Consider the following 12,706-nt stretch of genomic DNA (forward strand, 5'->3'; position numbering starts at 1 on the left):
GTCCCTGCACGTGGCAATCAACCCGTACAACCGCAAGCCGCTGAAGATCCTGTCAGCGCTGGCGGCCGTCACCCTCGGCCTCTACGGCCTCCTCTTCGCGGCCACCACGTGGGGTGACGCGCACTGGTCCCCGAAGCTGGGACTCGACCTCGACGGCGGCACCCAGCTGGTGCTCAAGCCCGTGCTCGTCGGGACGAACAGGGTCACCAACGAGCAGCTGAGCCAGGCCCGCGACATCATCGTGCAGCGTGTCGACGCCAACGGTGTCGCCGGAGCCGAGGTGACCACGCGCAACAGCGAGGACATCGTCGTCAGCGTGCCGGGCAAGAGCCTCGACAAGACCACCGAGGACGCCATCCGCAAGTCGTCGCAGATGCGCTTCCGACCGGTCCTGGCCACCGCGCCCGGCACGAACCAGCCGACCCCCACCGGCACTGCGACCGGCACTGCGACGGGCACTGCGACGGGCACTGCCACCGGCACCGCGACCGGGACGGTGCCCAAGGCGACCGGCACGGCCACCACGGCGAAGTCAGGTCTGCCGGGCGCGTTCGTCAAGAGCACCACCCCGCCCACCGGCAGCGCCACCACGGCCCCGAGCGGCACCGCGACCACCGCCCCGACCGGCTCGTCGTCCAAGCCGGCCAACGCCAGTGACCTCGCCTGGATCACCGACGACGTGACCAAGGCCTTCCAGGCGCTGGACTGCTCGGTGCCCGGCGTCACCGACAAGATCGTCGACGACCCCGCGAAGCCCCTCGTGACCTGCAGCGACGACGGTGCCGAGAAGTACGTCCTCGGCCCGGTCGTCGTCAACGGTGACCAGATCAAGGACGCCGCGGCCGGCTACCGGCCGTTGTCCAACGGGCAGCCGTCGAGCACGGTGGAGATCAGCCTGACCTTCAAGTCCGAGGGCACCAAGGCCTACGGCGAGGCGAGCAAGCGGATGGTCGCGCTCGAGTCGCCGCGCAACCAGATGGCGGCCACCCTCGACTCGCGGGTCATCGTCGCGCCGTACTTCGAGGCTGCCATCCTCGACGGCCGGGCCAGCATCTCGGGCTCGTTCACCATCGACTCGGCCCGCCAGCTGGCCAGCCAGCTGAAGTTCGGCGCCCTGCCGTTGTCCTTCACCCTCCAGACCCGCGACCAGATCAGCCCGACGCTCGGCAGCGAGCAGCTCCGCATGGGTCTGATCGCCGGCGTGATCGGCTTCGCACTGGTCTTCCTCTACTCCCTCGCGCAGTACCGCGCCCTGGGCCTGGTGACCGTCCTGTCGATCGTGATCGCCGCACTGCTGACCTACGTCGCGATCGCGTTGCTGGGGTGGTCCCACAACTTCCGACTCGACATGGCCGGCGTGACCGGCTTGATCGTGGCCATCGGTGTGACAGCCGACTCGTTCATCGTCTACTTCGAACGCATCCGTGACGAAGTGCGCGAGGGACGACCGCTGCGCGCCGCCGTCGACACGGGGTGGCGGCGGGCCCGGCGCACGATCCTGGCCGCTGACGGCGTGAACTTCCTCGCCGCCTTCGTGCTCTACCTGCTGGCGTCGTCCAACGTGCGTGGGTTCGCCTTCACGCTCGGCCTCACGACCCTGATCGACCTGCTCATCGTCGTGCTCTTCACCCACCCGCTGGTGGCGCTGCTGTCCGGCACGAAGTTCTTCGGCGGCGGACACAAGTGGTCGGGTCTGGACCCCGAGCGCCTCGGCGCCAAGGCCCAGAAGCCCCGGTATGCCGGGCGCGGACGGGTCGCGATGCCCACCAACGCACGGACCGCGAGCGACGGGAGCGCGCTGTGATCAACTTCGCTGCACTGGGCAACGACCTGTACACCGGCAAGCGGTCCGTCGACTTCGTCGGCCGCTACAAGCGCTGGTACGCACTCTCCGGGGTGTTCGTGCTGATCGCCGCGCTCGGCCTCGTCTGGCACGGGCTCAACCTGAGCCTGGAGTTCCGTGGCGGTTCGGAGTTCCGGGTCTCGAAGGTCGCTTCGGGCCAGGACTACGAGGCCAGGGCCAAGGACGCCGTCGCGACGGTGCCGAACGCCGGTGCCGCCGAGGTGACCAAGGTCGGGACCGGCACCATCCGCGTGCAGACCGAGAAGCTGGGCGAGAACGAGATCCGCTCGGTGCAGTCGGCGCTGGCCAGCGAGTTCAAGACCGACACGGGCAACGTCTCGGCGTCCTTCGTCGGTCCCTCGTGGGGCGCCTCGGTCAGCCAGAAGGCGCTGAAGGCCCTCCTGGTCTTCCTCGGCCTGGTGGCCATCGTCATGGCGCTCTACTTCCGCACCTGGAAGATGGCCGTCGCCGGGCTCGTCGCCCTGCTCCACGACCTGTTCATCACCGTGGGCATCTACGCGTTGGCCGGCTTCGAGGTGTCGCCGGCCACGATGATCGGCTTCCTGACGATCCTCGGCTACTCCCTCTACGACACGGTCGTCGTGTTCGACAAGGTCCGCGAGAACACCACCGAGGCGCTGGGCAACGGCAGGCTGACCTACCAGCAGGCCGCGAACCTCGCTGTCAACCAGACCCTGGTGCGCTCGATCAACACCACCATCGTCGCGCTCCTGCCGATCGCGTCCATCCTGGCCATCGGGTTCATCTTCCTGGGCCCCGGCACGCTGCTCGACCTCGCGCTGGCCCTGTTCGTCGGTATCGCCGTCGGTGCCTACTCCTCGATCTTCATCGCCACGCCGCTCCTGGTGCACCTGCGCATGAAGGAGCCGGCGGTCATCGACCTCGACAAGAAGGCGACGCGCTACCAGGCCCGGCACGGAGGCGTGGTCTCCGCCTCGGACGCCGCACCGGTGCAGCACGAGCCCGACGCCGACGAGCTGGCCGACGCCGATCGCGAGACCGTCCCCTCCGCAGCGCGCACCAGTGCGGTCCGGGAGACCCACAAGTACGCGACCAGCGGCCCCCGAAACCAGCCCAAGCGTCCCCCGCGGTCTCGTCGGTGAACAGCAGCGCCTCGTCGGTGAACAGCAGCGCGGCGGGGGACGGGTCGATGGCCCGGACCGGGTCCGAGCTCACGGACCTGATCACGAGCCGGCTGCGTGACATCCCCGACTTCCCCAAGCCCGGGGTCGTCTTCAAGGACATCACGCCGCTGCTCGCCGACGGGGTCGCCTTCGGGGCAGTCGTGCGCGACATCGCCGACCGGCGTCGCGGCACCATCGACCTGGTCGTCGGCATCGAGGCGCGGGGCTTCATCTTCGGCGCTGCGGTGGCCCACGAGCTCGGCATCGGGTTCGTCCCGGTGCGCAAGGCGGGCAAGCTGCCCGGCCGCACCCACTCGGTGTCCTACGACCTCGAGTACGGCAACGCCTCGATCGAGATCCACGAGGACTCGTTCGTCGGCGGGGAGCGGGTGCTGCTGGTCGACGACGTGCTCGCCACGGGCGGCACCGCGGCAGCCGCGTGGGACCTGCTGGAGGCAGCGGGCGCCCGGGTCGTGGGCTTCGAGGCGTTGGTGGAGCTCGACTTCCTGCACGGCCGGGAGCGGTTGGTGGGACGCGATGTCCACACCTCCGTGGTGGTCAGCGGGGACTGAGACATCCCCGTCGGCGGCAGCGCGCGATCACGTAGGCTCTTGCCATGACTGAGGACGTCGTCACCGGGCCGGTGCCCACCGGTGCGTCCTCGGCGAACCGCGTCCGCGCCCGACTGGCCAGGTTCGGCAGTCGCGGAGGCCCGACCAACCCGGTCCTGGAGCCGTTGCTCCAGACCGTGCGGGCCACCCACCCCAAGGCCGACCTGACCGTCATCGAGCGGGCCTACGTCGTCGCCGAGGAGGCCCACCGCGGCCAGAAGCGCAAGTCCGGCGACGCCTACATCACCCACCCGCTGGCCGTCACCACGATCCTCGCCGAGCTCGGCATGACGCCGGCCACGCTGGCGGCCGCGCTGCTGCACGACACCGTGGAGGACACGGCATACAGCCTGACGCAGCTCGAGAAGGACTTCGGGCGCGAGGTCGCGATGCTGGTCGACGGCGTCACCAAGCTCGACAAGGTGACCTACGGCGACGCCGCCCAGGCCGAGACGGTCCGCAAGATGGTCGTGGCGATGGCGCGCGACATCCGGGTGCTGGTCATCAAGCTCGCCGACCGCCTCCACAACGCCCGGACCTGGCGCTACGTCTCCGTCGAGTCCGCCCAGCGCAAGGCCCGCGAGACCCTCGAGATCTACGCGCCGCTGGCCCACCGGCTCGGCATGAACACCATCAAGTGGGAGCTCGAGGACCTGTCGTTCGCGACGCTCTACCCCAAGGTCTACGACGAGATCGTCCGTCTCGTCGCCGAGCGCGCGCCGGCGCGGGAGGAGTTCCTGTCGGGGGTGCGGGAGCAGGTCAGCGAGGACCTCAAGGCCGCCAAGATCAAGGCGACGGTCACCGGGCGCCCCAAGCACTACTACTCCGTCTACCAGAAGATGATCGTGCGCGGCCGCGACTTCGAGGACATCTACGACCTCGTCGCCGTCCGCGTCCTCGTCGACTCGGTGCGCGACTGCTACGCCGCGCTCGGTGCCCTGCACGCGCGGTGGAACCCCCTGCCCGGGCGGTTCAAGGACTACATCGCGATGCCGAAGTTCAACATGTACCAGTCGCTGCACACGACGGTGATCGGGCCCGAGGGCAAGGCCGTCGAGATCCAGATCCGCACGCACACGATGCACCGCCGGGCGGAGTACGGCGTCGCCGCGCACTGGAAGTACAAGGAGGACGGCACCGCGCCGAGCGCCAGCACCAAAGAGGGCGAGACCGGCCCGATCAACGACATGGCGTGGCTGCGTCAGCTCCTCGACTGGCAGAAGGAGACCGCCGACCCGGGGGAGTTCCTCGACTCGCTGCGGTTCGAGATCAACGCGCGTGAGGTCTACGTCTTCACCCCGAAGGGGGAGGTCGTGGCGCTGCCCGCCGGGGCGACGCCCGTCGACTTCGCCTACGCCGTCCACACCGAGGTCGGCCACCACTGCATCGGTGGCCGGGTCAACGGCCGGCTCGTCCCGCTGGAGTCCACGCTCGAGAACGGCGACGTCGTCGAGGTCCTCACCTCCAAGGCCGACGGCGCAGGCCCCTCGCGCGACTGGCTGACCTTCGTCAAGTCGCCGCGGGCCCGCAACAAGATCAAGCAGTGGTTCTCCAAGGAGCGCCGCGAGGAGGCGATCGAGACCGGCAAGGACGCGATCGCTCGCGCCATGCGCAAGGAGGGCCTGCCGTTCCAGCGGCTGCTCACCGTGGAGACGCTCACCGGCCTCGCCTCCGAGCTGCGTTACCAGGACATCGACGCCCTGTATGCCGCGGTGGGCGAGGGCCACGTGTCCGCCCAGCACGTGGTGGGCCGGCTGGTCGCCTCCCTGGGTGGGGAGGAGGGCGCCTCCGAGGACCTCGCCGAGGCGACGACCCCGACCCGGTCGATGCGCCGACGCTCCGGCGACCCGGGTGTCGTCGTGGTCGGCACGGCCGACGTCTGGGTCAAGCTGGCGCGCTGCTGCACCCCTGTCCCGGGCGACCCGATCATGGGCTTCATCACCCGCGGCAACGGTGTCTCGGTCCACCGGACCGACTGCACCAATGCCGAATCCCTTCTCTCGCAACCAGATCGGATGATCGAGGTCGAGTGGGCTCCGTCGTCGGCGTCGGTCTTCCTCGTGCAGCTCCAGGTCGAGGCCCTCGACCGCAACCGGCTGCTCTCCGACGTCACGCGCGTGCTGTCCGACCAGCACGTCAACATCCTGTCGGCGTCGGTGCAGACCTCTCGCGACCGCGTCGCCATCAGCAAGTTCACCTTCGAGATGGGTGACCCGAGCCACCTCGAGCACGTGATGAAGGCGGTGCGCAAGATCGACGGCGTCTTCGACGTCTACCGCATCACCGGCACCAAGGCGACCGCCGCCAAGGCGTAGCCCGCCGCATCGCAGCCGTGGCGATGTGGCGCGCTGCGCCCTGGCTGCAGTGAGCGGGGCTGCCCTGAGGCCTGGGTCAGCCGCCGAACTCGTCGAGGTTGCCGCGCGCCTGCTCCAGCCACTGCTCCTGGGCGGCGAGCTTGGCCTGGGCGTCCTTGACCTTCCGGTCGTTGCCCGACGACTGTGCCTTGGCGAGGTCGTCACGCAGCGACGAGACCGACGCCTCGAGCTGGTCGACCATGCTCTGGGCGCGCGCCGCGACCTCGGGGTTCGACTGCTTCCAGCGCTGGTCGTCGGCGTCGCGGACGGCCTGCTCGATCCGGCGCATCCCCTTCTCCATGCGCTCGACGTCACCGCGGGGCACCTTGCCGGCTGCGTCCCACTTGTCCTGCAGGGTGCGCAGCGACGCCTTGGCGGCCTCGAGGTCGGTGACGGGCAGGATGGCCTGGCCCTCCTTCAGGAGCTGCTCCTTGACCGCGAGGTTGCCACGGAACTCCTCGTCCTCCTTGGCCGAGATCTCGTCCTTGGCCGTGAAGAAGGCGTCCTGGGCAGCCTTGAACCGCTCCCACAGCGCGTCGTCGTCGGCCCGCGAGGCGCGGCCGGCCTGGCGCCAGCGGTCCATCAGCCGCTTGAAGGCACCTGCGGTCTGGCCCCAGTCCGTGCTGGTCGACAGGGCCTCGGCCTCCTTGACCAGCTCCTGCTTGGCAGCCTTGGCCTCGGCCTGGGTGCCCTCGAGCTGGGCGAAGTGCACCCGGCGGGCCTTGTCGAAGGAGTTGCGCGCCTGGCTGAACCGCTGCCAGAGGGCTCCCTCGGTCTCGCGGTCGAGGCGGGCGCCGCCGCGCTGGTGCTTCTTCCACTCGTCGAGGAGCTCACGCATCCGGGCGCCGCTGCTCTTCCACTGGATCTTGCTCTCCGGCTGACCGGCGATCTGCTCGGCCTCGGCCACGATCGCCTCGCGCTCGACGGCGGCTGCGGCCCGCGCGGCACTGCGCTCGGCGGCCTCGGTCTCCTTGCGGGCCTTGACCAGGGACTCGATCTCGGCGATCTTGCCGTCGAGCACGGCCAGGTCGCCCACGACGTTCGCTTCGGCGCAGTGCTCGCGGAGCTTGGCCAGGCCCTCGGTCGCGTCCTTGGACGAGAGCTCGGTGTTCGTCAGCCGCTGGTGGAGCAGCTCGGCGGAGGCATACAGCTCGTCGTACTTGCGGGCGAAGTAGTGCAGGGCCTCCTCGGCGGTCGCGCCGGGATAGGCGCCGACCTCGCGCTCACCGTCTCCGGTCCGAACGAAGACGGTGCCGTCCTCGGCGACCCGACCGAACGTCTCGGACGGCGGACCGGGGGGAGCTGCCACGGTCAGCGCGGCAGGCTGCGCGTGGGCGACCTTGCGGACCGCAGCGGGGGTCGGCACCGGGCCCGGCCTGGGAATCGGGCGAGGCACCGGCTTGCTCTCCGGCGCCGCGGCCACGGCAGGTTCGGGTGCGGCTTCGGCCGCCGGCTCGACGCCCACGGGCTCTGGGGCGACCTCGACCTCGACCTCAGGTACAGCCTCGGGTTCGGGTGCGGCCTCGGCCTCCTGGGCAGCCGCGGGCTCGGGCTCTGGTGCCACCGTCGCCTCCGGCTGCGGGGCTGCGGTGTCGGGGGCCTGGCTGTCGTCGGGCTCGGTGGTGTCGGCCGGGGGAGTCTGCTCGGTCACGGTCAGGCCTTCTTCTCGGTCACAGCAACCTTGAGGATGCTGATGGGCGCGGCAGGGGCGCCATCGGTGGCACCTCCACTCACACCTGCTGCGGCGATCTTCTCGACAATATCCATACCGCTGGTCACGGTGCCGAAGATGGAGTAGCCGCCACCCTCGGTCGGGAGCTTGGTGTCCTTGTAGACCAGGAAGAACTGGTCGGAGTTGCTGTTGGGGTCGCTCGTGCGGGCCATGGCCAGCGTGCCCTTGGGATAGGTGCCGTCCTTGGGCGCGTTCTCGATGCCGTAGGAGTACCCGGGACCGGGGCCGCTGCCCCCGAGCGGGTCACCGCACTGGAGGACGAAGATGCCCTCCGTGGTCACGCGGTGGCAGGGCGAGTCGGCGAAGTAGTTGGACTGGGCGAGGGCGACGAACGACGCGACCGTCTGCGGTGCCTTGGCCCCGTCGAGCTGGAGGGTGATGTCGCCGCAGTTGGTCGTGACGACGGCCGTGAAGGTCTTGCCGGCGGCGGTCGCCTTGTCGGGCTTGGCCGCCTTGGCGACCTTGGTGGGCGGAGCAGGGGCCGCGGTGCAGCCCTCGACCGCCGCGGGCGTGACGCTGGTCGCCGCGGGAGTCGTGGGTGCCGCGGCGGGGGTCTTGGTGTCGTCGCCGAGCTGCGAGGTCAGGAAGACGAACGCGGCCACCACCACGAGCACGGCCGCCACGACGACCGCCACCTGGCGGTTGCGGGCCGCCTCGCGCTCCTTGAGGGCCTGCTTGGCTTCGAGCTTCTGCGCACGGCGGCGCGCCCTGGCGCGCTCCTGTTCCCTGGTCACGCGCGCCAGTCTAGGCAGGGACCTTCGCTCAGGTCGTCGTCGGGCACGGGGGCGAGGTCGCCCTGCAGCCACAGCGGCTGCTGGTCCACGGCGTGTTCCGTGCCGGCTGATCCCGTGGTGCCGTGCGGGACCACCCACCGGCTGGCGGACCGGTCGGCGAGGTCCCAGACGTAGCGCGCGGCGGGCGCCTGGACGAACAGGTCGCCGGAGTCGGGCAGGCTCGAGGTCGCGAGGACACAGTCACGGTCGCCCGACGCGCCGACCCGCTGGGGCGCGAGCTCACCGGGCGGACCGGTGCGCAGCGGCGCCAGGCGGTGCCGGTCGCCCCACACTGCCCCGGGCGCCGCGGCCGCGGTCTCCAGGGCCGAGGCCAGCTCGGCCGTGACGTCGAAGCCCTCGGGCGGCTGGGCGAGGAACGACTCCAGGCGCACCCACACCCGCAGCGCCAGCGACATCCACGGGTCGAACAGCCTCGGCAGACCCGATCCGGCGGCCAGGCCGGCAAAGGCGTCCACGCGACAGAGTGCCGCGACGAGGGCAGCCCGCAGCACGGCATACCGATGGGCGAGCGCGCTGTCGGAGTCCATCCGGCAGTCCCAGGCGAGCAGCTGGTCCCGGAGCGCAGCCGCCGGGACGCTCAGCCCCGTCAGCCCCTCGAGCCTCGGCAGGATGCGTCGGGCGGGGGCGTGGAGGGTATCGGTGTGGATGCGTTGGAGGGCGTCCGCGTCGAGCCGTGGGGCAGCGGCCAGGAGCTCGGCGATCCGGTGGGCGCGGTCCGGGCTCGCGAAGTCGCGGCCCAACGGGGCGGTGTGCCGCGTGGCGTGGTTCGCGTGGACCGCCACGTCGTCCACCTCGGACACCTCGTGGTCGTGGTAGCCCGTCCACGAGTGCTGCGGGTCCCATCCGGGCACCGGGCCCTCCCGGTTGGCGTCGTCGCGCTCGGGGACCAGACCCGCCGTGAACTCGAGCACCGTGCCCGCGCGGTCGGCGGTGAGGACCGCGTTGACCGGTTCCACCCAGCCCCGCCAGGCCTCGCGGACCTCGTGCGCCGAGCGGGCCCGCAGCAGCGCGAGCGAGGTGGCCAGCCCGGCGTCACCCTCCACGCGGGGGACCATCCGCACCGACAGGGGCCGGGCTGCGCCCACGCCACCCACGCCACCCACGTCGCCCACGCCACCCACGTCGCCCACCACGACCGGACCGCGGTCGGTCTCGACGACCTCCACGTCCACGGCCGCAGCCCCCCGCACGAGCACCACCTCGTGGTGCGAGCGGGCCGGAGACCACCCGTGCGGCTCGCGTGACTCGACGCCACCGGGGGTCCGACGCAGCTCCTCCTCGAAGACGTCGTGGCAGTCGGACATGGCGTTGGTGATGCCCCACGCGACGGCACCGGCATGCGCGAAGTGCGGCGTGCCGGGCACTCCGGCGAAGGCGATGCCGACCACGTCGAACTCCGGACACGCGAGGCGGACCTGCAGGTAGACGCCGGGGAGCTCCAGCGATCGGTGGGGGTCACCGGCCACGAACGGGTGCCCGGTCGCCGAACGCGTGGGCGCGACCGCCCAGGCGTTGCTGCCGCTGGCGGCCACCCCGTCCCACTCGGCCACGGTCGGGTGCCGCGGGCCGCAGAGCAGGTCCCAGGCGCGCGGGGCCTCGCGCCGCACCCGGTCGCGCCACAGCTTGTCGCCGAGGGTGCCGAAGAGGAGGTGCTGGGTCAGCAGCACGCCGATGGGGGTCCACGGGTCCCAGGTGCCCGCCGCGAGGGCGGCCACCTCGAACTCCGGGGCCCCGGGCCCCTCGGCCAGCCCCGCGTTGACGCCGTCGGCGTAGGCGGCGACCCACTGCGCGGTCTCGGGGTCGAGGCGGTCGAAGCACCGCCGTGCCGTGTCGGCGATCCGCGCCCGTCGGGCGAACACGTCCCACTCGACCCAGGCCGGGCCCAGGTGCTCGGCCAGCCGGCCCTCCGATCGCCAGCGCTGCACCTCGAGCTGCCACGCACGGTCGGTGGCACACACCCGGCCCTGGAGGCGTGACAGGGCGATGACGTCGGGGGCCCACAGCTGGGGGACGCCCCACGGGTCACGCCTGACAGTGCCTTCGCTCATGCCAGCCGACGCTAACCGACCGGGCCGACCTGCGTGGTGGGGGATCGTGGATACAGTGCGGCCGTGCTCACCGTCGCCTTCCCTGCCGCAGCCTTCGACACGAACTGCTACGTCCTCGCCCCGGGCGCGGGGGAGGAGTGCGTCATCGTCGACCCCGGCATCGGGGTGGAGGAGACCCTGAGGGAGGTGCTGGCCCAGCACCGCCTCCGCCCAGCCGCGGTGCTGCTCACGCACGGGCACGTCGACCACGTCTACTCGGTGACGCCGGTCTGCGGCGCCGACACGGCGGCATACATCCACCACGACGACCGCTACCGGCTCACCGACCTGCTCTCCAACGTCGCCCCCGGGCTGCTCGCCATGCTCGAGCAGCAGTTCGGCCGGCGGGCGACCTGGACCGAGCCCAGCAACGTCGTCGAGGTGACCGACCGGGCCACGCTCGACCTCGCCGGCCTGTCGTTCGAGGTCCTGCACGCCCCCGGGCACACCGAGGGCTCGGTGATGTTCGGCGTCGACGCGGTGCCCGACGGCATCGCCGACCAGGTCGACGTCGACCGCACCCTGCTCAGCGGTGACGTGCTGTTCGCCGGCTCGATCGGCCGCACCGACCTGCCGGGCGGCGACCCGGCCGCGATGGACCGGTCGCTGCGCGAGGTGGTCCTGCCCCTCCCGGACTCCACGCTGGTGCTGCCCGGGCACTACCAGGCGACCACCATGGACCGCGAGCGGGCCACCAACCCCTATTTGCAAGGATTGGCCCCGTGAAGATCACCCCGATCAGCGGTTTCCCCGAGTTCCTCCCGGCCCAGCGGATCGTCGAGCAGCACTTCCTCGACGTCATCCGCGAGACGTTCGAGCTGCACGGGTTCCCCTCGATCGAGACCCGCGCGGTCGAGCCGTTGCCCCGCCTGATGGGCAAGGGTGGCGACGCCGACAAGGAGATCTACGGCGTCTCGCGCCTCGACCGCGACGACGCTGGCGACTTCCGCCTCGACCTCGGGGCGTTCGACGACGCGTTGGGCCTGCACTTCGACCTGACGGTGCCGTTCGCCCGTTACGTGCTGGAGAACGCCGGCCACCTGTCGTTCCCGTTCCGCCGGCACCAGATCCAGAAGGTGTGGCGCGGCGAACGACCCCAGGAGGGTCGCTACCGCGAGTTCACCCAGGCCGACATCGACGTGGTCGACGTCGGTGAGCTGGCTCCCCACTTCGAGGCCGAGATGCCGCTGGTCATCGCCGAGGTCTTCCGCAAGCTCCCGGTCGGCCGGATGGTCATCCAGGTCAACAACCGCAAGATCCCCGAGGGCTTCTACCTCGGGATCGGCATCGACGACGTCGGGGGCACCCTCCGGATCGTCGACAAGCTGGACAAGATCGGCCCGGCCAAGGTGAAGGACCAGCTGGTCGAGGCGGGGCGCACGGCCGAGCAGGCCGACCAGTGCCTCGCCCTCGCGGCGATCCGGTCCGAGGACCTGTCGTTCGTCGAGCAGGTGCGTGCCCTCGGGGTCGAGCACCCGACCCTCGACGAAGGGCTCGACGCGCTCGCCGCAGTGATCCGGGCCGGGCTGGACCACGCCCCGGGGGCGATGGTGGCCGACCTGAAGATCGCCCGCGGTCTCGACTACTACACCGGCACCGTCTACGAGACCCAGCTCGTCGGCCACGAGTCGTGGGGCTCGTTCTGCTCCGGTGGTCGCTACGACTCGCTCGCCTCGGACGGGAAGACGACCTACCCCGGTGTGGGCATCTCGATCGGCGTCTCGCGGCTGCTCGGCCTGCTCATCGGCAAGGGACTGCTGGTCGCCAGCCGCTCGACCCCCGCGTGCGTGCTCGTGGCGGTCAACGACGAGGAGAGCCGCGCCGTGTCGACGCGCGTCGCGACCGAACTGCGGGCCCGCGGCATCGCCTGCGAGGTGGCGCCGAAGCCCGCGAAGTTCGGCAAGCAGATCAGGTATGCCGAGCGGCGCGGCATCCCGTACGTCTGGTTCCCTGCGGCGGCCGGCGCTGGAGACAGCGGCGACAGCGGCTCCGGCGGCTCCGGCGGATCCGGGGGCGACCAGGTCAAGGACATCCGCTCCGGTGACCAGGTCGACGCCGACGCCACCACGTGGGAGCCTCCGGTGCAGGACCTGCACCCGCAGGTCCTTCGTGCCGAGCACACCACCGACCAGAGCTGAGC

At 71.1% G+C, this 12,706-nt stretch carries 9 protein-coding genes; 6 read left to right on the forward strand and 3 right to left on the reverse strand.

All coding sequences use genetic code 11. The features are described from left to right. Positions 1-10 precede the first annotated feature (10 nt). Genes secD through ABD262_RS06480 form a run of 4 tightly spaced genes read left to right on the forward strand, consistent with a single transcriptional unit; the run spans position 11 to position 5,914 of the window. Entirely contained in the window at positions 11-1,804 is a 1,794-nt protein-coding gene (secD, locus tag ABD262_RS06465; protein ID WP_344132869.1) for a protein translocase subunit SecD, read from the forward strand. Next, positions 1,801-2,967 (forward strand): protein translocase subunit SecF, encoded by a 1,167-nt coding sequence (gene secF / locus ABD262_RS06470; protein WP_344132872.1) that lies wholly within the window; start codon positions 1,801-1,803, stop codon positions 2,965-2,967. The genes secD and secF overlap by 4 nt, the downstream gene beginning before the upstream one ends. A gap of 47 nt (positions 2,968-3,014) precedes the next feature. Then, positions 3,015-3,560: an adenine phosphoribosyltransferase gene (locus tag ABD262_RS06475; protein ID WP_344134563.1), complete on the forward strand. Its 546-nt coding sequence runs from the start codon at positions 3,015-3,017 to the stop codon at positions 3,558-3,560. Between the two features lie 44 nt (positions 3,561-3,604). Further along, on the forward strand, positions 3,605-5,914 hold the full coding sequence (locus tag ABD262_RS06480) for a RelA/SpoT family protein (protein ID WP_344132875.1): 2,310 nt from the start codon (positions 3,605-3,607) through the stop codon (positions 5,912-5,914). 76 nt (positions 5,915-5,990) lie between these two features. Here the strand turns inward: ABD262_RS06480 and ABD262_RS06485 are convergent, their stop codons facing one another. From ABD262_RS06485 to ABD262_RS06495, 3 genes are read right to left on the reverse strand one after another with little or no spacing between them, the layout of a single operon-like run. Beyond that, positions 5,991-7,604: a DUF349 domain-containing protein gene (locus ABD262_RS06485; protein ID WP_344132879.1), complete on the reverse strand. Its 1,614-nt coding sequence runs from the start codon at positions 7,602-7,604 to the stop codon at positions 5,991-5,993. A gap of 2 nt (positions 7,605-7,606) precedes the next feature. Beyond that, positions 7,607-8,419: a peptidylprolyl isomerase gene (locus ABD262_RS06490; RefSeq protein WP_344132881.1), complete on the reverse strand. Its 813-nt coding sequence runs from the start codon at positions 8,417-8,419 to the stop codon at positions 7,607-7,609. After that, complete coding sequence (locus ABD262_RS06495; RefSeq protein WP_344132884.1) at positions 8,416-10,527, reverse strand: penicillin acylase family protein; 2,112 nt, start codon at positions 10,525-10,527, stop codon at positions 8,416-8,418. Before ABD262_RS06495 ends, ABD262_RS06490 begins: the two co-directional genes overlap by 4 nt. A 63-nt stretch (positions 10,528-10,590) precedes the next feature. On the opposite strand from ABD262_RS06495, the gene ABD262_RS06500 reads away from it, so the two are divergent. Next, complete coding sequence (locus tag ABD262_RS06500) at positions 10,591-11,292, forward strand: MBL fold metallo-hydrolase (RefSeq protein ID WP_344132887.1); 702 nt, start codon at positions 10,591-10,593, stop codon at positions 11,290-11,292. Further along, positions 11,289-12,704 carry a histidine--tRNA ligase gene (gene hisS / locus ABD262_RS06505; RefSeq protein ID WP_344132889.1) on the forward strand — a complete coding sequence of 472 codons (1,416 nt, stop codon included), beginning with the start codon at positions 11,289-11,291 and terminating at the stop codon, positions 12,702-12,704. The genes ABD262_RS06500 and hisS overlap by 4 nt, the downstream gene beginning before the upstream one ends. Positions 12,705-12,706 lie beyond the last annotated feature (2 nt).

The sequence above is a fragment of the Pedococcus bigeumensis genome (assembly GCF_039531795.1).
Classification (GTDB): Bacteria; Actinomycetota; Actinomycetes; order Actinomycetales; family Dermatophilaceae; genus Pedococcus; species Pedococcus bigeumensis.